General features: G+C 44.2%; 22 protein-coding genes. 3 read left to right on the top strand and 19 right to left on the bottom strand.

Annotated elements, in window-relative coordinates:
- Nucleotides 1–21 precede the first annotated feature (21 nt).
- The 6 genes from BMW86_RS12900 to BMW86_RS12875 all read right to left on the bottom strand — a co-directional run bounded on the left by BMW86_RS12900 (nucleotide 22) and on the right by BMW86_RS12875 (nucleotide 5,510).
- Nucleotides 22–501, bottom strand: coding sequence for a hypothetical protein (locus BMW86_RS12900; RefSeq protein ID WP_089782168.1), 480 nt, complete (start codon nucleotides 499–501; stop codon nucleotides 22–24).
- 342 nt (nucleotides 502–843) lie between these two features.
- The gene (locus tag BMW86_RS12895) at nucleotides 844–2,220 is read right to left on the bottom strand and encodes a HAMP domain-containing sensor histidine kinase (RefSeq protein WP_089782167.1); all 1,377 of its coding nucleotides are present in this window, start codon (nucleotides 2,218–2,220) and stop codon (nucleotides 844–846) included.
- On the bottom strand, nucleotides 2,217–2,900 hold the full coding sequence (locus BMW86_RS12890) for a response regulator transcription factor (RefSeq protein WP_089782166.1): 684 nt from the start codon (nucleotides 2,898–2,900) through the stop codon (nucleotides 2,217–2,219). The genes BMW86_RS12895 and BMW86_RS12890 overlap by 4 nt, the downstream gene beginning before the upstream one ends.
- A gap of 69 nt (nucleotides 2,901–2,969) precedes the next feature.
- Nucleotides 2,970–3,671 (bottom strand): response regulator transcription factor, encoded by a 702-nt coding sequence (locus tag BMW86_RS12885; RefSeq protein ID WP_089783664.1) that lies wholly within the window; start codon nucleotides 3,669–3,671, stop codon nucleotides 2,970–2,972.
- 81 nt (nucleotides 3,672–3,752) lie between these two features.
- The gene (locus BMW86_RS12880) at nucleotides 3,753–4,541 is read right to left on the bottom strand and encodes a DUF3108 domain-containing protein (RefSeq protein ID WP_089782165.1); all 789 of its coding nucleotides are present in this window, start codon (nucleotides 4,539–4,541) and stop codon (nucleotides 3,753–3,755) included.
- A 9-nt stretch (nucleotides 4,542–4,550) separates the two neighbouring features.
- Nucleotides 4,551–5,510 (bottom strand): lysylphosphatidylglycerol synthase transmembrane domain-containing protein, encoded by a 960-nt coding sequence (locus BMW86_RS12875; RefSeq protein WP_410492557.1) that lies wholly within the window; start codon nucleotides 5,508–5,510, stop codon nucleotides 4,551–4,553.
- Nucleotides 5,511–5,574: 64 nt separating this feature from the next.
- Between BMW86_RS12875 and ruvC the strand changes: the two genes are divergently transcribed.
- Both ruvC and BMW86_RS12865 read left to right on the top strand, forming a co-directional pair.
- A complete protein-coding gene (ruvC, locus tag BMW86_RS12870) occupies nucleotides 5,575–6,135 on the top strand; it encodes a crossover junction endodeoxyribonuclease RuvC (RefSeq protein WP_255372913.1) in 561 nt (186 codons plus the stop codon).
- A 148-nt stretch (nucleotides 6,136–6,283) separates the two neighbouring features.
- Nucleotides 6,284–6,991: a response regulator transcription factor gene (locus BMW86_RS12865; protein ID WP_089782162.1), complete on the top strand. Its 708-nt coding sequence runs from the start codon at nucleotides 6,284–6,286 to the stop codon at nucleotides 6,989–6,991.
- On the opposite strand, the gene BMW86_RS12860 is transcribed toward BMW86_RS12865, so the two are convergent.
- The 4 genes from BMW86_RS12860 to rsmA all read right to left on the bottom strand — a co-directional run bounded on the left by BMW86_RS12860 (nucleotide 6,969) and on the right by rsmA (nucleotide 9,754).
- Nucleotides 6,969–7,364 carry an HIT family protein gene (locus BMW86_RS12860; protein WP_089782161.1) on the bottom strand — a complete coding sequence of 132 codons (396 nt, stop codon included), beginning with the start codon at nucleotides 7,362–7,364 and terminating at the stop codon, nucleotides 6,969–6,971. The genes BMW86_RS12865 and BMW86_RS12860 overlap by 23 nt on opposite strands.
- A gap of 94 nt (nucleotides 7,365–7,458) precedes the next feature.
- Nucleotides 7,459–7,932, bottom strand: a complete 474-nt coding sequence (gene greA, locus BMW86_RS12855) for a transcription elongation factor GreA (protein WP_089782160.1) — start codon at nucleotides 7,930–7,932, stop codon at nucleotides 7,459–7,461.
- 138 nt (nucleotides 7,933–8,070) lie between these two features.
- Entirely contained in the window at nucleotides 8,071–9,000 is a 930-nt protein-coding gene (locus BMW86_RS12850; protein WP_089782159.1) for an NAD(P)-dependent oxidoreductase, read from the bottom strand.
- Between the two features lies 1 nt (nucleotide 9,001).
- A complete protein-coding gene (rsmA, locus tag BMW86_RS12845) occupies nucleotides 9,002–9,754 on the bottom strand; it encodes a 16S rRNA (adenine(1518)-N(6)/adenine(1519)-N(6))-dimethyltransferase RsmA (RefSeq protein ID WP_089782158.1) in 753 nt (250 codons plus the stop codon).
- Between the two features lie 82 nt (nucleotides 9,755–9,836).
- On the opposite strand from rsmA, the gene pdxA reads away from it, so the two are divergent.
- Complete coding sequence (pdxA, locus tag BMW86_RS12840; protein ID WP_089783663.1) at nucleotides 9,837–10,901, top strand: 4-hydroxythreonine-4-phosphate dehydrogenase PdxA; 1,065 nt, start codon at nucleotides 9,837–9,839, stop codon at nucleotides 10,899–10,901.
- On the opposite strand, the gene BMW86_RS12835 is transcribed toward pdxA, so the two are convergent.
- From BMW86_RS12835 to BMW86_RS12795, 9 genes are all read right to left on the bottom strand, one after another.
- Nucleotides 10,902–11,747 (bottom strand): class I SAM-dependent methyltransferase, encoded by an 846-nt coding sequence (locus BMW86_RS12835; protein ID WP_089782157.1) that lies wholly within the window; start codon nucleotides 11,745–11,747, stop codon nucleotides 10,902–10,904.
- A gap of 244 nt (nucleotides 11,748–11,991) precedes the next feature.
- Entirely contained in the window at nucleotides 11,992–12,639 is a 648-nt protein-coding gene (locus BMW86_RS12830) for a hypothetical protein (protein ID WP_089782156.1), read from the bottom strand.
- Between the two features lie 17 nt (nucleotides 12,640–12,656).
- Nucleotides 12,657–14,813: a TonB-dependent receptor gene (locus tag BMW86_RS12825; protein WP_255372912.1), complete on the bottom strand. Its 2,157-nt coding sequence runs from the start codon at nucleotides 14,811–14,813 to the stop codon at nucleotides 12,657–12,659.
- A gap of 206 nt (nucleotides 14,814–15,019) precedes the next feature.
- Nucleotides 15,020–16,597, bottom strand: a complete 1,578-nt coding sequence (atpA, locus tag BMW86_RS12820) for a F0F1 ATP synthase subunit alpha (RefSeq protein ID WP_089782155.1) — start codon at nucleotides 16,595–16,597, stop codon at nucleotides 15,020–15,022.
- A gap of 87 nt (nucleotides 16,598–16,684) precedes the next feature.
- Complete coding sequence (gene atpH / locus BMW86_RS12815; RefSeq protein ID WP_089782154.1) at nucleotides 16,685–17,245, bottom strand: ATP synthase F1 subunit delta; 561 nt, start codon at nucleotides 17,243–17,245, stop codon at nucleotides 16,685–16,687.
- Nucleotides 17,246–17,326: 81 nt separating this feature from the next.
- Nucleotides 17,327–17,821 (bottom strand): F0F1 ATP synthase subunit B, encoded by a 495-nt coding sequence (atpF, locus tag BMW86_RS12810; RefSeq protein ID WP_089782153.1) that lies wholly within the window; start codon nucleotides 17,819–17,821, stop codon nucleotides 17,327–17,329.
- A gap of 83 nt (nucleotides 17,822–17,904) precedes the next feature.
- On the bottom strand, nucleotides 17,905–18,177 hold the full coding sequence (gene atpE, locus BMW86_RS12805) for an ATP synthase F0 subunit C (protein ID WP_089782152.1): 273 nt from the start codon (nucleotides 18,175–18,177) through the stop codon (nucleotides 17,905–17,907).
- 39 nt (nucleotides 18,178–18,216) lie between these two features.
- The gene (atpB, locus tag BMW86_RS12800; protein WP_089782151.1) at nucleotides 18,217–19,380 is read right to left on the bottom strand and encodes a F0F1 ATP synthase subunit A; all 1,164 of its coding nucleotides are present in this window, start codon (nucleotides 19,378–19,380) and stop codon (nucleotides 18,217–18,219) included.
- Between the two features lie 124 nt (nucleotides 19,381–19,504).
- Nucleotides 19,505–21,178, bottom strand: a complete 1,674-nt coding sequence (locus BMW86_RS12795) for an ABC transporter ATP-binding protein (protein ID WP_255372911.1) — start codon at nucleotides 21,176–21,178, stop codon at nucleotides 19,505–19,507.
- Between the last annotated feature and the right edge of the window lie 182 nt (nucleotides 21,179–21,360).

Genomic DNA, 21,360 nt, shown 5'->3' with positions numbered 1-21,360 from the left:
CAACGTTTTTTATGATAAACTTCAAGCCTCAAACAGCTCCGACATAGCGGATACCAGGAACTTTTCCTTGCGCTGTGCGAGTGGTACGCGGTAAACAGGGTATTTACTTTTGTTTATTAAAGCAGCCGGATTGTAGCTGTCTTTCCCTGTTAACCGGAACTCTTCTGTATCAGCACATACTATAATATCTATGTTCTGATATTGCAGGAAATTCCTGAATACTGCGCTGGTATTACCGAACAGAAATTCTGTTTTTAATAATTTTATGTTCGATGCGTATTTATTTCTGATGATTTCACAGGCGTCTTTATAATCATCTGTGATTAAATCCTGGTGAGCGGATCTGCGCGAAAGCATCATCAGGTCTGTAATAGATGTAGGCATGCGTAGTGCGTGCATCATTACGATAGTAATTTTCTCATTACCGAACTTCTCTATAACGCTATGTATTACACGAAGTGACCGGATGGAAAAATCTGTAGGAATCAATACATGTTTCATATGCCTTGTTTTATAACACAAAGCTACCGGCACGAGATTAGTAAGCCGTAAGGATAGGATAAAAAAGAGGTAAAAATGTGGTAAGAATCTGGTAAGAAACAACGGTTATACAGGCCAGTATTAGATTTAACAGGTAGTGCCTCAGTTTGATTACATAATCTTCGCACCAGATGTTGTTGATCGATAAATACACCTTATCTGACGTGAATATTAGGTGAAGTTAAATTGAAAAACAAATCCTGAGCCCATATTCCAAAGCTAAATCAGAGAACTAAACAGTCAGATGCAGTGTATTTATCGATCAACAACATCTGCGAATCTACACTGTCATAACATTCTCCCCTATTCAGCACTGGTTGGAAGAGTTATTCTGATTTCTGTGCCCTCATCCTGCTGGCTGTTTACAACCATATTTCCACCATGCAGACGAATAATATTACGAGCTAATGGTAAGCCTATACCATACCCTTTATAACGGCTGGTATTAGAGGCCCGGAAAAAAGGTTCATAAATAAAAGGGAGATCCTGAGCAGGAATACCTATCCCGTTATCTTTTATAATGATCACATTGCTTTTGTCTGTAGCCGCCAGCGCTATATAAGCAGGACGGTTATCTGAGTACTTACAGGCATTCTGTACAATATTACTCAGCGCCAGCTGCAGCAGCTGAGCGTTACCTTTTATAAAGAGTTTGTCTTCATCTTCAGGTAACATGGTATAATCTATTTCAACCTTGTTATCAGGGTTGATACGGTCTATAGTATTCTTTACACTAAAGATCAGTTCATCAGTACGGATCTTTTCAAACTGCTGACGCTTACCATCAAACCCTGTCTGGGCAAGATTTAACAGGCTCTTGGTAATGTGTTCCAATCTATCTGCTTCATGCAGAATAACCTGCAATGACTGACGATATTCATCTTCCGGGCGTTGTTTGTTAAGCGCCAGTTCGGCTTCGCCAATGATAGCCGTAAGCGGGGTTCCCAGTTCATGGGAAGCATTGCTGACGAAGTTATTCTGCGTTTCAAAGGCTGTTTCCAGACGGTCTAACATGTTATTAAATGTCTGGGCCAGTTCACTCATTTCGTCTCCGCTATTGGGATCATTTAAGCGCAGGTGCAGATTATGTGCACGGATATTCTTTACCTGGGAAGTGATCTCCCTTACAGGTTGCAGGATGTAACGGGAGAAGAACAATCCGGCACTAACTACGCCTACAGCCGCAATAGCAAGGCATAAGAGCAGTACTTTACGCAGGTCTGCCAGGTATTGAGAACCGTAGTCATTACGGGCGGAGACAATAACAATGTAAGGCGTATTCTCATTAACATAACGGACGCCTTCATAGAAGGTATCTTCATGCCTGTATGTCGCTTTGCCTGCAGCCAGTACCTCCCGATAGAATGAAGCCGGAAGATTTTTTAATGAAGGAGAAGTCAATAGTTTATTATCTGCGGGGATCTTCAGGGTGCTGTCTGCCTTAAGGAAATATTCCTGTTCATGCGGCAGGCGTTCCAGGTGTTCTGCTCTGATCTGTGAATAAGCTTTATCCTTTGTAAAAGCAGCCCTGGCTGCGATATAAGCCCTTATTTCCAGCCGTTTGTAGAAGTCTTCAAAGGAGTATCTGTTAGTAAGCAAATAGGCAAATGTGGCCATTAAAAGTATAATGGACACCGTGAGTACAGTAAACAGGATTAATATCTTATAACGGATCTTCATTCTTCTTCTTTCAGCATATACCCCATCCCTACTACAGTCTGGATGAGTGCAGGTTGTGATTTACGGTTTACCTTCTTACGCAGGTAATTTACATATACGTCCACCACTTTCGTATTCATATTAAAATCCACACCCCACACATTCTCCAGGATTTCCATGCGGGATAATACCCTGCGCGGGTTCCTCATCATATATTCCAGCAGCCGGTATTCTGTAGCAGTAAGTACAATCGTTTCGTCACAACGACTGGCACTTTTCGTATTCAGATCAAGTTCCAGGTCCGCTATCTTCAAAATACTGGCAGTCGCAGGCGCAGCTTCCGGTTGCCTTCTCAGCAAAGAACGTATGCGCGCCAGTAACTCAGCTTGTTTGAAGGGCTTTACGAGATAATCATCCGCGCCACTATCCAGGCCGCTTACCACATTTTCAGTAGACCCTAAAGCAGTAAGCATGAGAATAGGCGTAGCATTCTGCTGTTTACGCAACTGCTTACAGACAGCAATGCCATTCATGCCCGGCAGCATCACATCCAGGATAATCAGCTGGAAAGTATTATCCGTAGCCATCTCCAGCCCTGATTGCCCATCAAGGGCCACACTCACATCATATCCTGCTTCTGTAAGGTATCGCCGGATGAAGGATACTACGGAGGGCTCATCTTCTATCAGTAAAAGTTTCATCTGCACGGCTATAAATGCAAAGCTCCTGACAATTTTCTTCGTCAGGAGCCTCTTTATGATTAATCAGTTCTATTCTTTTACAACAAGCCGGAAACCGTTACCATGGATGTTCACGATCTCGATATTGGTATCTTCTTTCAGATACTTGCGCAGCTTGGCGATGTATACGTCCATACTGCGTCCGTTGAAATAGGTATCACTACCCCATATTTTCTTAAGGGCCAGTTCACGCGGCAGCAGGTCGTTCTTATGCTCGCAGAGCATGCGTAACAACTCATTCTCTTTTGGAGAAAGGGTATTTGTTTCGCCTTCTTTTGCGAGAGTACGCAGACGCGCATTGAATTCGTATCTGCCTATTTTAAATTCATGGATATCTTCCTCTTTGCTGTTCAGCTCCTGGTTACGTTTCAGGATAGCTTTGATTTTCAGCAGCAGCAATTCACTGTCGAATGGTTTCGCGATATAATCATCTGCCCCTAATTTATATCCCTGAATGATATCTTCTTTCATTGTTTTAGCAGACAGGAAGAAGAGTGGAATATCAGGATCTACGTCACGGATTTCTTCTGCCAGTTTAAAACCATCCATATTAGGCATCATAATATCCAGCAGGCAGATATCAAATTTCTCTCTTCTGAATGCGGCCAGTGCCAGTATACCATCGCGGCAGAGTTCTACCTCATAGTCATTCAGTTCAAGATAATTTTTCAGTACCATACCCAGGTTGGTATCATCTTCGGCCAGTAATATTTTTGGTTTACGATCTTCCATATTCATTAAAGTGTTAATGTAGAAACAAATATAGTCTGTCCATTGTTCATAGAACGTTAAGATAAGACTAAAGTCCGGGTGTTACTTACTAATGAGTGAGGTAAAGTTATAACGCAGGTTCTTATAATCCACCATATCCACCTTGATACTGCCAACAGAAATGGGACTATCTACACGCAATGGCACCTTATTACCGTCATCACTCACCCATACGGTCATTTTTTCCCCACCCTCAAACATGGTACCCTTTATCAGCAGTGGCATGAATTTGATAGCGCGAAACTTACCAAATTTGGTTTCCACTGTTTCCTTGCCGACATAGCGGATGTAGATATTGTAAACCTTATCATCCAGGAACATGCTGAAGGGGATCTTATCTCCGGGTTTATATTTATCGAAATTGATGTTACGGGCGTAGTAAATGGCACTGATCACGTCCTGCGTACAAGGGGGAACTTTGAAGGTACCGTTGGTACTGGTAGCTGTACCCTGTGGAGCATTAAAGGTTACGTTGTTATAGAATTTATAGCCGCCTTCATCCACGTTGCGCAAGAAATGCAGGGGTAGCATATTGGAGGTGTCGATAAAGCTCTCGTATTTATCGCGTACTTTAAAGAACCAGTCGTAGGTACGAAAGGTTTTGCCGTTACCGGTAACATGATACACATCTCTTCCATTCAGCTTTTCGAGCTGGCAGGTGAATACGGCTTCCCCGGCTCCTACGTAGAGTCTTCCGAGGTTGTAATATACTTTGAAGGTAATATTCTCGCCAGCCCGGAAGCTGGTGTTGGTAATACCGCAGAATTCTGTTTGTGCAATTACAGGGCGGATAATGGCCAGACTGAGTACGATGAGTAAAATAAACCTCATTGGTGAAAGCTATTTTTCCTTAAAAATCTTAATTCCCAGCAACAACACACTGCCAAGTATAGCGGGCAGCAGTAAATTAATACACCAGATACCTACAGTAGCAGCGATGATAGCGGGGCTATTGGCACTGAGTAAACCCATAAAGTATAGACTCACCTTACCACGGAGGCCCAGTTCAGCAATGGCTATCGTGGGCACTATCGCCATAACAAGGTAAATGACCGCATTCATCAAAAACCCTTGCCACCAATGCATTTCCACGCCCAGAGAGTCTAGCAAAATCAAATACTGTGCCGAGAAGACCATGTATCTACAGGCAGAAAGCAGTAACAAACGTTCGAGGTCTCCTGCGGAGTAACGAACAATGATCTGTATGAACACTCTGGCTTTTCTTAGAAACGGGATCTTTTCAAATATAGCCACAATGATCTGTAACCGAAAATATAACAATATGATCAGTACGCAAATAACTGTAAGGACCCCCAGCAGGATTTTCTCCCAGAAGCCGGGGGCAAAATGGCTATCTCCCTTTACCAGCGCGAATTTGCTGATATAGTACATCAGCCCAATTAACCCAAAGATAATAGTCACGATCAGCTGACTTAAGCTGCCCACCATGGTGGCGGCAATAGCCTTCAGCTTGCTGCGGTTGTTTTTGAGATAGAGTACGCGGCCTCCGTACTCGCCAATGCGGTTAGGGGTATTAATGGAGAAAGAAACGCCGGAAAGCACTGCGCTGAATGCCCGCAGAAAAGATATTTTCTGCAGGGGTTGTACAAGCATCTGCCATTTGCGGGCTTCCAGCCCCCAGTTCAGCAGCATACCGATCAGCACCACGGCCAGGGCTATTCCGCCTTTATTTCTAAGGGTGGAAAGCATCTGCCGCAAAGATGTCTGCAAGTCAGCTTTGGTTAACACCTGGGTGTAGATGGAATAGGCTAACCAGGCAAAAAGCACTGCACCCAGCAGGTAATTGAGAATTATTTTGGTACTTTTGTTCAGACATCAAGATTTTGGCAAAAATAAACTGTGGTTGGCAAACAAGGCAAAAATAATTCTGGGCATTGACCCCGGTACGCTGGTAATGGGCTACGGACTGATACTGGTAGAGGGTACAAAGGCCAGCCTGTTGAAAATGGATGTATTGAAATTGTCCAAATATAAAGACCACTACGAAAGGCTGCAGTTAATACACGCCCGTGTACAAGAGCTGATACAAACGCATAAACCGGTGTCCTGCGCTATTGAAGCCCCATTTTTTGGCAAAAACGTCCAAAGTATGCTGAAACTGGGAAGAGCCCAGGGAGTAGCTATAGCGACGGCCATGCATGCAGGGGTACCGGTGACTGAGTATTCCCCAAAAAAGGTGAAGCAATCTATTACAGGCAATGGGAATGCAGATAAAGAGCAAATCTGGCAAATGTTACAAAGAATCCTCAATTTCCAGGAACGCCCTGAGTATCTGGATGCTACAGATGCCCTGGCAGTGGCAGTCTGTCATTTTTTCCAGGAATCAAGCGTATTACCGGATACCAGTAAAGGCAAAGGTTGGGAGCAGTTCCTGCAGAAGCACCCGGATAGAATAATTGGATAATTCTCGTTTTAGAGCTTGCCGTTTTTCAAGAAGTTAATAAATTGCGTTTACTTTGAAGTAAATTCCTCATAATGGCTCCAAAAATATGGTACACGGAGCTTTACACACCATAAACTATGGTATTTGATTATAATCAGCATCACAAGCTATGAAAGCAAGAATCCTATTGGTGGAAGATGATCAGAATGTTGGTGCAGTAACAAAAAAACGACTGGAAGATGCGGGCTACGATGTAGTGCATAGTACAGATGGACAAATGGCCTGGGAGCAATTCCAGCTAAGGACCTTTGACATATGTCTGCTGGATGTTGTAATGCCTAAGAAAGACGGGTTTACACTTGCTGAACAGATCAGGAGGAAAAATGATTTCATCCCCATCCTTTTCCTCACCTCAAAAGCGATGGACGAGGATAAGATCAAAGGTTTCAAAACAGGGGCTGATGATTATATCACCAAGCCTTTCAGTATGCAGGAGTTGTTACTGCGTATAGAAGTGTTCCTGAAAAGAAGCAAAAGCACAACAGTTGTAACCACAGAAAAACGCACCCAATACAGTATAGGCAAACTTACCTTTGACTATAATGACCTCATTCTGCGCGAGAAAAACGGAGAAGTATCCAGCACCCTCACCCAAAAAGAGGCCGATCTGCTGAAATATCTCTGCGATAACGCAAACAAAACACTCAAACGCGAAGAGATACTATTTCACGTATGGGGCAAGGACGATTACTTCCTGGGCCGCAGCATGGACGTATTTATCACGAAACTCAGGAAGCATTTCAGGACAGATCCCGCTATAAAGCTGGAAACATTACACGGCGTGGGATTCCGCTTTAATGTGCCAGGGCAGATATAATCTGTGCCTGTATCTCTTCAAATTCACCTTTTGATAACTTTAGTTTAGGACGGGAAAAATTCATGTCATCTGCCGTATTAATGGGTATCAGATGCATATGGGCATGCGGCACTTCCAGACCAATCACGCTTACACCTACACGATTACACGGAAAAGCTTTTTCTATTGCATTGGCAATAGGCTTCGCAAACAACAGCCACTCTCCCAGCATATCATCTCTTACATCAAAGAACTTGTCTACTTCTTCCTTAGGCACTATCAGCGTATGCCCTTTCATCAACGGTGATATATCCAGGAATGCATAAAAACTGTCATTCTCTGCAATGCGGTAACTGGGTATCTCTCCTTTTATGATCTTACTGAAAACAGTCATGGATTCGGGTTTAATGAGAACAAAGTTATGAAAAAGTCCCCTCGTTATTAGCGAGGGGACTTTTTCATAATCATCTTATTACCGTATAGTTCAGCTATATCGTAATATTATCAATCTTGAATTTCATGCTCCCGTTAGGCGCTACTACTTCCGCTACATCACCTATAGCTTTACCCAATACTCCTTTACCTATGGGAGAAGTAATAGAAATTTTACCCAACTTAAGATCGGCTTCTTTTTCTGATACTATCTGATATGTAACGGTCTTCTTACTCGCCATATTCGTAATCGTTACCTTACATAATATGGATACTTTAGAGGTATCAATGGATTCTTGGTCCAATACTCTCGCTGTTGCGACTGCATTTTCCAGGGAAGCGAGTTTTGCTTCATGTAATCCCTGTGCTTCTTTTGCAGCATCATACTCAGCATTTTCCTTGAGGTCACCTTTTTCCCTTGCTTCTGCAATAGCCCTGGCGATTTCTGCCCGGCCTTTTGTTTTCAGGAAGTTGAGCTCTTCCCGCATCTGGTCCAGGGTTTCTTTGGTAACGTAGTTTATACCAGACATAACGTTATGTTTTAGAAATAGTAAAAAAAAATCAACGCTCCCATTTGCACAGAAGCGTTGTATTATTGGTATAATGCAAATATAATTATTTTTTAATTCCGCCGGTAAATATTGTCATATGTACGGTATTTATAATGTTCAGAGAATGTTTAATTTCTCCAGAACAATACGCGGCATCTTGATACTTGCTTCGTGAGAATAACCAGCTATATGAGGAGTTAAAACCACGTTGGGCAACTGTAATAGTCTTTCCAACTGCTCCTTTTCCACAGCGGAATAAGTATTTAACTTCTCATTTTCCAGTACATCCAGGCAGGCGCCTGAAATAGTACCTCTTTCCAGCGCGGTAATCACATCTGCAGTATCCGTGAGTTTCCCCCGGGCTGCATTGATGAACCATACTGGTTTATGAAATGAGTTGAAAAAGTTGGTATTGGCGATATGCTGCGTTTCTGCTGTCAGCGGCAGGTGTACACTTACCACATCTGCTTCTGCAAACAACTGTGCCATGGTGGCCTCTTTCACGTATTCATTGCCGAAGCCCGTCTTGTATTTGTCGTATGCCAGGATGTTCACATCAAAGCCTCGCAGCTTACGGGCGAAGGCCCCCCCGGTATTTCCGAAGCCTATAATACCTACCGTCCTGCCATTCAGCTCAAAACCACGGTTACCGTCCCTTTCCCAGATGCCTTTACGCAGTTCCAGGTTACTCTTCAGCACATTGTTCATCAGGCTGAGAAGCATGCCCAGCGCCTGCTCTCCTACTGCATCACAATTGCCTTCCGGACTGCTTACACATTTGATGCCCTTGCTTTCTGCATAAGGAACGTCTATCAGTTCCATCCCGCTTCCCAGACGGCCTATCCACTGTAGCTGGCCGGCACGGTCCAGCATATCCTTATCTACCCGGATGCGGGTGGTTACGATCATCCCCACGTATTCTGATATAATGGCTGTTACCTCTTCGTAACTGATGGATGGCTGGTAGGTAACTTCGAATCCTTTCTCTTCCAGCCTGTCTTTCAAATAATTATGCGCTTTCGCGGTAATTAAAACTTTCCTGCTCATATCATCTCATCTTATGGGAGAGTGCTGCAAAATCAGCGACCGTCAAAGCTTCTGCTCTTTTAGTGAAGATCTCGTCCTGCAGGACTTCCTTATCAAATAAACTTTTTAACGGATTACGTAACTGTTTGCGGCGCTGGCCGAAAGCAGTTTTTACCAGTACAAAGAACTTCCGTTCACTGGCAATGTCGTACTGCTGCTCCAGCCGGGTGAACCTCACTACGGCGGATTTCACCTTTGGTGGCGGATTAAAGCAGTTCTCATGTACTTCAAAGAGGTATTCCACCTTGTAATAAGCCTGTATCAGCACACTTAGAATGCCGTACTCCTTATTACCGTGGCCGGCAGCGATACGCTCCCCTACCTCTTTCTGGAACATTCCTACCACCTGTGGTACCTGCTCTCTCCATTCCAGTATCCTGAACATGATCTGAGAGGAGATATTATAGGGGAAATTGCCGATAACACTGAACTGCCCTTCAAAAGGCGCAGGTGTTTCGAGGAAATTCTGATGGATCAGTTTGCCTTTTATGGCCGGGTACGTCTTCTCGAGGTACTGCACCTTTTCAGCATCCAGCTCCACTGCCTTGAAATGGATTCCAGGCAACTGCAACAGGTATTTGGTAATGGCGCCCGCACCGGGGCCTACTTCCAGTACTTGCTGGTCTTGAACTACAGGTAAGGACCCCACAATATCCCTGCAAATATTCTCGTCTTTCAGGAAATGCTGGCCCAGCGATTTTTTGAGTGTATACATTCGTCTGCGAAATTACGTAATTAGCCACAAGCAACAAGGGATGTCCTTTCTGCGTATATTTGCGCATTATTCTCAAACAAGCATGAGTAGCACCACCCATACGAACAAACCGGTAATTGGTATCACTGTCGGCGATATCAACAGCATAGGCGCGGAAATCATTATCAAAACCTTTGCAGACAACAGGATGCTGGAGTTTTGTACCCCGGTGATATTTGCTTCCAACAAAACCATCAACTTCTACCGGAAGCTGATGAATGAGAACAACTTCAATTACCAGAGTATCAAAGACTTTACCCGCCTTAACCATAAGCAGGTGAACGTTTTCAACTGCTGGGAAGAGGAAGTACAGATCACTCCGGGTGTGCTGAACGAATTAGGTGGTAAATATGCTGCCCGTTCACTGGAAGTGGCTATTCAATGCCTGAAAGATGATCATATCGAAGGACTGGTAACAGCTCCTATCCATAAAAAGAATATACAGGGCGAACAATTCAACTATACCGGTCATACGCCTTACCTGCGTGATGCCTTCGGCGCTAAAGATGTGCTGATGTTCATGACTGCAGAGAATATGCGTGTAGGACTGCTTACTGAACATGTGCCAGTGGCTGATGTAGCGAAATATGTGACCAAAGAGAATATCCTGGATAAACTGCAGATGATGAAGGAGAGCCTGGTAAAAGACTTTGGGATTGATACTCCGCGTATTGCAGTGCTGGGTCTTAACCCCCATGCAGGTGATGAAGGACTGATTGGCCGTGAAGAAATTGAACAGATCATACCTGCTATTAACCAGGCTAAGAGCAATGGCATCTTATGCTTTGGCCCTTATAGTGCAGATGCTTTCTTCGCAAGAAGCATGTACAACCAGTTTGATGGTATTTTAGCCATGTACCACGACCAGGGTCTTATCCCCTTTAAATCACTGGCTACCGGTGAGGGCATTAACTTTACTGCCGGTCTGCCGATAGTACGTACTTCCCCTGATCATGGTACTGCTTTTGATATTGCCGGTAAGAACCTGGCAGATCCTGAGTCTTTCCGCCAGGCTATTTTTTCCTGCCTGGAGATTCTGGAGAAACGCGAAACCTATGCGGAGAATACACGTAACCCTTTAAAGAAAATACAGCTGGCTTCTGAGTAATTAAATACTGAAAGCTACCATTTCCAGCATTCCTTCTCCTCTCAGGTGATACTTTTTGTTATGGCCGTTCAGGATATATTCTGCGGCCTGCATATCGTATACTTCAAATATTTCTGCTTCCAGTAAGGATAACAGGTTTAATATCTTTTTGCGGCTGAACTGTCTCAGCGGCATACCAAAGGCACTACCCAGTACTTCCAGTATATCATTGGCCCTGGATACAAAATTAAAAGGCAGATCTTCGTTCTGTAGCATATAATCCATTACTACCGCATTGTTCCTTGTTCTTGAACAGAAGGCCCTCATAATGCGCAGAAACTGCTCTTCAGAGATGTAAGGCATAATACCTTCAAATACGATCAATGTGGGCTCATCGGGGTTATAACCGGTGTCTATTAATGTCTGCATCAGCAGAGGGATGTTGGTCAAATCCGCGTGCAGGTGGTATAACCTGTCATCATCAAAAGAGATGGCCGCATACAGTTCTTTCTTTTCCTCTACACAGGCGTTATCTATTTCATAGATGGCTTTGAGGTGGATGGGGAAGTCTTCTGCTATTTTTAATCCCAGCGGGTCTAATCCTGCCCCTAATATGCATACCTGCTGGCGGGGATGTTGCAGCATCAGTTGTGTTACCAGGTGACGTACCATTCTTTTTCTTATTAACAGTACATCCTGGAATAAGGGGGTGATGTTGTATAGTTCTTCTGCCAGTTTTTCTACGGCGCTGAAATCTATACGGGAAATGTATTCATAGCTCCAGCCGTCCTGGTAAAGGCTTTTTGCCACGGATAATACTAATGCGGATGTGGACGCGACTGTGAGTTTGTTCTCCAGGATTCTCATGAGGTTACATTTACGAGGTTAACAGGGGTATTTACGTGCTTTATAAAGTTAACCGTAACAACTGAAATCGCACAGCAGAGGAGAGGTAATTTTTTTGTGATGGTGCTTCGCACCACCACAAAAAAATTGAAGGGATTTTGCAGGGCTTCGCCCTGCACCCAAAAATACCGGAAAATAAGAACTCCGGAAAAGTCCTCTTTTCAGAGGGCTATCCGGAGTCAGGTTTTAGAGGGCGATTTTATAATTACTTAATCTGTGAAATCAGGTGTTGCGCCTGTCTTTCTCCCCAATGAGGAGCCAGGCTGCTGGCAGGTTTGAAAGTGCCAAACTTCTGTAAAGCAATCTCAAATTTCTTCTTTGCTTCCGATTTGCTGCCACCAAACTGCTCTGGTGTATAAAACAGTGATTGTCCCTGTAAGATATATACACGTGGGTTTTCACTGTTGATCTTTGCAGCTTCGCTCTGCCAGTTAGCCGCTTCCATTCCGTATTGTCTGCCTCTGCTCTGAGGATCTACACTGATACGGGAAGAGGCTATCAAAGATTTCACTACATACACTTCGTCGTTCTTGGGACTCAGCGTATCTGCTATTGATATATCCGCTGCTGCCTTATCTGCAATCGCATCTACTTTACTCTGATCTTTTTCCAGGAAAGCATGCATTACATTACAATATCCTGCATAATAAAAAGGCAGCCACTGTGTTTTTTCCGCTGCACCAATACGTTCGAAAGTATTAGCCAGTTCCTGCAATTTCTCAGGGTTGAAGTTATTATAATCATCCAGCAATGCAATCTGTTTAGTCATTGCTCCTTCATACTGTGCGCTCTGCGCCATAGAAGCTGAGGTAATACCGGCAGACAGTAATAAGGCAAATAGTATACGTTTCATAATGGTGAATTTTATAGTTATAAATTGTTGATTACATCTTGTCTTCTGTCTATACCAAAGTTCATGAACATACCTACATAAACAAAGCGGGGTATATTAGGTGTGATCTCTTCCCTGCGCAGCTTATCCGCTGAATAACGATAACCATATACCTGTTTGAAATTACCGATGTTACTCACAGATAATACAAAAACAGTGAACGCCTTTTTGATGCTGGTAAGGTAACTGACTGTGAGTCCCAGCGAGTTGTAGTCCATTGTTTTCTGCGTCATGAATTTATTAACCGGCAGGTTTGGATTATAGTAAGGGCGGCCTGTAGAAAAGCTATAGGTAGCGCCAAAGAACGTGGTGATTGAAGGTACATAGTATTTGTATACTACGCTAAATGTATGCTTCGCTGCAAAATCAGGCTGCACTTCGTACGGGTATGTAAGGTAGTTACGCTTTGTATCCAGATAAGAATAAGAAATCCAGTAATCCATATTCTTAAAGGTTTTATGATCACGCCAGAAGAGTTCAATACCTTTTGCATAACCGGTACCACCATTGCTGGTATCAGGACTGGTTTTCACCAGGTTGTGATACTTCTTATAGAATGCTTCCACACGCAATGTATAATTCCCTGTAATACGCTGAACGCTGGCAATATAATGCGTAGCCTTCATATAATCCATGTTGGGTTTAAAGCGCAGGTATTGCTGTTCCGGTTTCTGGTAGTAATCTCCATACGCCAGGGACACCTGACTATAAGCATCCATTTTATACGCCAGTGATACACGTGGTGCAAAATTGGTTTTTGCCAGTACAGAAGAATGTTCTACACGACCACCTACACGACCTACCAGCTGCGGAGTAAGATAGATATCTCCCTCTGCAAAAACTGCTGAATAATTATCTGTATAATTTGCGTGATAGCTGTTAAAGGCCCCATTCTCCACACCGTACTGGTATTCTCCCCCCATACGCAGGGAAGAATAGTAACCGATAGATTTGGTGAACATCACTCTTGCCTGTGTTAACGAAGACAGGTTTTTGATTTTTGTGGGGGCAGTTTTTTCCAGTGTATCCGTATGGATATCATCTGTATTACTGCTGAATGAAAGGCCGGAACTGATGCGCCATCCTTTACCTAATCTTTCCTTATAGGTAAGATTGGTATAGACGTTCTGATTACGCAGTTCGAATAATTCGTTATATCCCGGGTATTCCAGACTTGGATGATAAGTACCCATATGTGTCCAGTTACCGTAACCGTAAAATTTCAGCATACCGGTGGAAGACGTTTTTCTTCTGAAGTTGGCGGAAGTACCTATGATCTCCGGGTTTACACTGGGTTTGAATTTAGACTTCACTACGTCCAGGTATGGCCCCAGGTTGGTGTAGTCTGCTTCTACTCCGTAAGAACCTTTCTTGTCTTTAGACAGTTCGTCTACTCCTACGCTGGCACCGATGACAGATACTCCTACAGAAGAGGAAGAACGTTCCGGTAAGTCCTGGGATTCCAGAATCAGTGCAGAGGACAGGCCTTGTCCGTATTGGGCAGAGTAACCACCGCTGCTGAAGGTTGTTCCTTTGAACAGGAATGGTGAAAAGCGGCCGCGGCCCGGCATATCCGGCAGGCCGGAATAGAAGGGATTACGTACCAGCAATCCGTCTATGAAGGTTTGTGTTTCGTAACCTGTACCACCGCGTACAAAGAGACCTTCACGGTCGTTGGTTTGCTGCGTACCTGGTAATGTTTTCAATGCGTTCACAATGTCCGCACCTGCACCGGCAGTGGATACGATATCCAGTGGTTTCAGTACAGTTCCTTTTCTTTCATCGCTGGCTTCGAAGCTACCGGCGGAGATAGTCACTACATTCAGCTGACTGATGAGTTCTTTTAAAACGATATTATATACCTGTGGGTTATTGAGATTTATCTTTTGTTCGAAGGGGCGATAGCCGTTTAAAGTAACGGAGATGATTTGTTCTCCTTTAAGATCTGTGGTAAAAGAGAAGGTACCATCGGCGGCGCTGGAAGCTCCGTCGTAAGTATCTTTTATGGCGATGTTAACACCGGGTAATGGCTTTTTTTTGCTATCTGTGATCTTACCAGTTATTTTCTGTTGAGCCATCAGGCAGACCGGTAAAAAGATCAAAGCGAACAGATTAAGGTTAATTTTTCTCCACATAGGGGGCTGTGTTAATTTTTAACAAAACTAGTTGGTCAGGAGGCGTTAATCAACGGCAAACAGGCAAATGAGGGGTAGATTACCGGTAAAAACAGGAATATTGTCGGTTAGAAGTTCTACAGATAAAAAAGCAGATTGTTCACCGGTAAGTGGAAATAAAAAAGGTCCGGCGAAATCAGCCGGACCTTCTCATAATATACTTGCGCTTATGCAAATCTTGGTTTCAGTTCACTTGCCAGAGCGGTCATACGTTTCAGACCATCATCAGGCAGGTTACCCTTTTTGAATTCAGCCAGCACATCAGGCAGACGTACTTCCATTTCATGCAGGAAAGCCTCTTCGAATGCTTTTACATTCTTAACAGGTACTTCACGCAGTAAACCGTTTGTACCCAGGTAAATCATAGCTACCTGTTTTTCTACGGCATATGGAGAGAACTGTGCCTGTTTCAGGATTTCCACGTTACGGGCACCTTTATCGATTGTTTGTCTTGTAGACGCATCCATGTCACCACCGAATTTAGAGAAAGCCTCCATTTCACGGTATTGAGCCTGGTCAAGTTTCAGGGTACCTGATACTTTCTTCATGGATTTGATCTGTGCGTTACCACCTACGCGGCTTACAGAGATACCTACGTTGATCGCCGGACGGATACCTGCGTTGAACAGGTTTGATTCCAGGAAGATCTGACCATCCGTAATGGAGATCACGTTTGTAGGGATGTAAGCAGATACGTCGGCAGCCTGTGTTTCGATGATTGGCAACGCTGTGAGGGAACCACCACCTTTAACCAGGTGTCTGATAGATTCCGGCAGGTCGTTCATCTGCTGAGCGATTTCATCCTTGCTGATCACTTTCGCTGCACGTTCGAGCAAACGGGAGTGCAGGTAGAATACGTCACCAGGGTATGCTTCACGTCCTGGAGGACGACGCAGCAACAGGGAAACCTCACGGTAAGCAACCGCCTGTTTGGACAGATCATCATAAACGATCAGGGCAGGACGACCGCTATCACGGAAGAATTCACCAATCGCAGCACCGGCGAAAGGAGCGTAGAACTGTAATGGAGCAGGATCTGCAGCAGTTGCAGCTACGATGATGGTGTAAGCCATGGCACCAGCTTCCTGCAGGGTTTTCATTACACCTGCAACGGTAGAAGCTTTCTGTCCGATAGCTACGTAGATACAATAAACCGGTTTGCCAGCTTCGTAGAACTCTTTCTGGTTGATGATAGCATCAATACAGATAGCAGTTTTACCGGTCTGACGGTCACCGATTACCAGCTCACGCTGTCCACGGCCGATAGGAATCATTGCATCGATAGCTTTGATACCTGTTTGCAGTGGTTCTTTTACTGGTTCACGGAAAAGTACACCAGGAGCTTTACGTTCCAGGGGCATTTCATACAGTTCACCAGTGATAGGGCCTTTACCATCTATAGGCTGACCCAGTGTATTTACTACGCGGCCAACCATTCCTTCACCTACTTTAATAGATGCGATCTGGCCGGTACGGCGTACTTTATTACCTTCTTTGATGTTTCCGGATTCACCCATCAATACCACACCCACGTTATCTTCTTCCAGGTTCAGTGCGATTGCTTTAACACCATTCTCGAATTCAACCAGTTCACCTGAGCGAACATTGTTTAATCCATAAATACGTGCAATACCGTCTCCCACCTGCAATACTGTACCTACCTCTTCCAGGTCGGCAGCAGCATTGAAGTTGCTTAGTTGCTGGCGTAATATCGCCGAAATTTCATCAGGTTTTATCTCCACCATATGTATGCTTTTTAGAAAGAGTCGTTAAATTTTAATGTTATAACGACAACAGCTTTGCGTGTACGCAGCGGCTGCTGTGAATGTTTTTTATTTAATAGCAGCTACGTAGATATTCTGCGTAAACTGTTTTTTGATATCGTTCAGATCGCGTAATACAGAAGCATCATACAGGTTACCGTCTGATTCCAGCACAAAACCACCTATCAGGTCAGCATTTACTGCTGATTCCAGATTGATCTGTTTGTCAGTTCCAGCCTGTACTTTCTTTTTGATTACATCCAGTGTAGCAGCATCTACAGGAACCGCCGTCGTGATCTTCACTTTACTGATATTCTTCAGCACATTATACTGGCTGATAAATTCAGTCGCTATTTCCGGCAGATTGCTTTCCCTTCCCTTCGTTACCAGTAAAGTAACAAATGCACTGGTGATTGCGCTTACTCTTTTATCGAATATAGCAGCCAGGATTTGTTTTTTCTTTTCTGGTTTAATGATAGGGCTCTTCAGCAAACTTACCACATCGGCGTTCGTTTTCGACAACTGCTGGATGAACAGCATGTCTGCGTGTATCGCTTCCAGCTGTCCTTTTTCAGAAGACAGATCTACCAAAGATTTCGCATACCGGGATGCTAAACGGGGATTCTGCATAATTTATATCTTGTTAGCTGTAGGCTCTGTAAACACGTAGCTCCTTATGGGAGCATTGATCTACCTAAGGAGCTTTGTAACTTAGTTTAATTTTATTCCTCCTGCCAGTTCTTTAATGTAACCTTCCTGTGCAGTTTTATCTGACAGTTCTTTACGCAGGACTTTCTCAGCAACTTCAATTACCAGTTTACCTACCTGGTTCTTCACGTCTGTTAAAGCGGCCATCTTCTGGTTATCAATAGCGGTATATGCTTCGCTGATGATTTTCTTGGCTTCTGCCTGTGCCTGTGTTTTGGCTTCGCTGATGATATGATCTTTAGCGTCTTTGGCTTCTTTCAGAATCTTGCTTCTTTCCGCTCTTGCTTCAGCAAGTACGTGCTCATGTTCGGCTTTCATCTGCGCCATTTCCTCTTTCACCCTTTCAGCAGTGGCGATAGATTCTGAGATGGAAGTTTCCCTTTCTTTCAATACAGAAAGAATTGGTTTCCACGCGAATTTCTTCAGTATGAGAAATACAATAATGAAAATTAACAACGAGATGGTAAACAAGCCTAACGCTGGCTGTAACAAATCCATGATTATGAAAATTTATTTGGTTCGCATGTAATTGAATTACTGCATCCATCGCCCTGTGCTTTGGATGCAGTAATAAGTTTCGCTTAAAGCACAACAGCCAGCAGACCAGCGATAACGCCGAACAGGGCAACACCCTCTACCAGCGCCGCAGCCAGGATCATATTTGCACGGATATCGTTAGCAGCTTCTGGCTGACGAGCGATAGATTCCAGTGCGCTTTTACCGATGTTACCAACACCAATACCTGCTGCGATAGCAGCGATACCAGCACCGATTGCACCACCAGCCTTAGCCAGTCCTGAAGCGGCCGCTGCTGCATCTGCAGATGCCTGCAGTAAAACAGTTAAAATTGCCATAATTGAAATGTGTATTTATTGTTATTACGAATAATCTGATTAATGATGTTTTTCATCGTGGCTGTGTCCTTCTTCCATCACCTGGCCAATAAATACCGCCGTAAGATTTGCAAAGATGAATGCCTGTATGAATGCTACCAGTAACTCCAGCATCATCATTACAATGTTGAAGAGGATAGTGATTGGTAAGAATCCATAACCCGCAATCTGGTTCAGAGAACCAAAGATGAACACCAGGGAAATGATACTGAGGATGATAATGTGACCTGCCAGTATGTTAGCAAACAGTCGGATCATCAATGATACCGGCTTAGTGAATATACCAATGATTTCCACAGGAACCAGGATCGGCTTTACCCATCCCGGTACAGGAGGATTCAGCGTGTGTGCCCAGAAATGCTTGTTGGAACTGAACATGGTAGCCAGGAAACTGATCAGGGCCAAAGCTGCAGTTACAGCCAGGTTACCCGTTACGTTGGCAGAGCCAGGTAATAAACCAAGAAGGTTATTGATCAATATAAAGAAGAAGATAGTTAAGATGAAAGGCGTATATTTTTCAAAGTGTTTGCCCGGGATGTTAGGCTTTACCACTTCATCACGCATAAAGATGATCACCGGCTCTATTACACCCTGGAACCCTTTAGGTGCCATTTTGGAACCTCTGGTAGTATAGGTCTTTGCAACACTCAGCATCAGCCAGATCAGCAGAATAGCGCCAATCAGCATAGAGGTGATGTTCTTCGTCATGGAGAGATCATAGATCGCTTCATCAGTAGGCATGTCATTCGCATCAACCGCGATGATCTTGCCTTCCATGTATTTAGCTGCACTCAAGCCCTTTTCTTCCAGGTAATGCGCATTTACCAGGCGATAACCTTCGTAAGCAACATGTCCGTGATGGAAATGGGAAGAAGAGAATACAGTGAACCCTTTTACTTTGCTGTAAACGATCACCGGAAGAGGCATTGTTACAGGGGTACCGGATATGTCCAGCAGATGCCAGTCATGAGCATCCTTAACGTGACCAAGAATTACCTCCTTGGCGTTAAAACCCTTTTTCTCTTCGTGTCCGGGGGCTGCCGCATGTTCACCATGCTCTTGTGCTGCAGGTTCCTCGGCATACGCAAACGAACAAAATCCACTTATGCTAAGAGCAACAACAAGTGCTACCAGTCTATGTTTGAACAGATTTAAGGAAATCACCGCTTTCTGAAATTTTGCGCAAAGATAGCTGATTTATTATCAAAAAGGTAGGTGCATCACAAAAAAAAGTGAAGGAATGATATTACGAATTTAACACTTTAAAAATAATAAGCATATACAACGTTTATGCTACACCTGCCTGCTTAAATTGCATACTGTGCAGTTTGTAGTAAAAACCGCCCAGTTTCAGCAATTCCTCATGGGTACCCATCTCCCTGATCTCCCCTTTATCCAGCACAATGATCTTGCTGGCTTTGCTGATAGTGGATAATCTATGTGCTATGACGATAGAGGTCCGGTCTGCAATCAGTTTATCTATGGCGTTCTGGATCAGTGTTTCGGACTCAGTGTCTACAGAGGAAGTGGCTTCGTCCAGGATGAGGATAGCCGGATCGTACAGTAAAGCCCTCACAAAAGAGATCAGCTGGCGCTGCCCCAGGGAAAGGGTACTTCCCCGCTCCATTACCTGGTAATCATAGCCGCCAGGCAGCTGCATGATGAATTCGTGCATACCTATCAGCCGGGCTGCATGCTCTACCTGCTCCCGGGTAATACCTGTATTGCGCAGGGTAATGTTTTCATATACAGAGCCGGCAAACAGGAATACATCCTGCAATACCACCCCTATTTTGCTGCGCAGGGAGCGTAAAGAGTAGTCTTTCAGGTCTGTGCCGTCCATCAGGATCTGCCCCTTCTGGATTTCGTATAACCTGTTTAAAATGCTGATGATAGTCGTTTTACCGGAACCCGTATGCCCCACAATGGCGATTGTTTCGCCCTGGTTGGCGTGGAAATTAATATCCTTCAGTACATAATCGGCATCTTTATAGGCAAACCATACATGATCGAATGTAATAGCCCCCTTCATAGCGGACGCGTCCTTCCTGCCCCTGTCATCGATATAGTCCTCACTGTCCATGATGCGGAACACCCTTTCACTGGCAACCATCCCCATCTGTAACGTGTTGAACTTATCTGCCAGCATACGCAGTGGACGGAATAACATATTGAGGTACATGATGAAAGCGATCATCACACCCTGACTCACCTCATAATTCAATACCTGGTTAGCACCCCACCAAACCATGAGGCCCAGGGAGATAGCAAGAATGATTTCCACTATAGGGAAAAACACCGAATAGGCAAAGATGGCCTCTACGTTGGCCGTACGGTGTTCTTTATTGATGGTCTTGAACTTGGCGAACTCTCTTTTCTCTGCGGAGAAAGCCTGTACAATAGCCACTCCTGTCAGATGCTCCTGTACAAAGGCGTTCAGGGCGGAAACCGCGTTTCTCACTTTGTAGAACGACTTGTTCACGCTTTCTTTAAACACATAAGTAGCAATGATCAGGATGGGGAAAGGGGATAAACTGATCAGCGTCAGCCGCCAGTCGGCCATAAACATCACGCCTAAGATGGCGATGATCATCAGCATATCTGCTACTATAGAAATCAACCCTTCCGAGAATACGTCGTTAATCGCTTCAATATCATTGATGGTACGGGTGGTTAAAGTTCCTATAGGGGTTTTATCGAAGAATGCCAGGTTCAGATGTACGATCTTCTTGTACACCGCTACCCGCAGGTCTTTTACCACCGACTGTCCCAGCCAGTTCGTGAGATAGGAGAAATAGAACCGCATCACGGTTTCTACCAGCAATAACAGGATCTGTATGATAGTAACACCTATCAGCATCTGCATCAGCTGCCCTGCAATGTATTTATCTACTGTTAACTGTATGAGGTAAGGACGCATAGGCGATATGACTGCCAGCAATACTGTCAGGAACATCGACATGTAAAAGGATCGCCTGTAAGGGACTGCAAAAGTGAATATGCGCCGTAATAGACTAACGTTAAAAACCTTCTTGACTGCTAAATTTTCCACCGTACTATTTTCGCTATAAGCTTCCGCCTGGCATGTGTTTACCGATCACCTGTTTTACTACTTCCTTATACTTTTCTTGTGCGGAGAACGGA

Origin of the sequence: Chitinophaga sp. YR573 (genome assembly GCF_900110995.1) — a bacterium.
Taxonomy (GTDB): domain Bacteria; phylum Bacteroidota; class Bacteroidia; order Chitinophagales; family Chitinophagaceae; genus Chitinophaga.
This window is presented reverse-complemented; position numbering and strand designations above follow the sequence as displayed.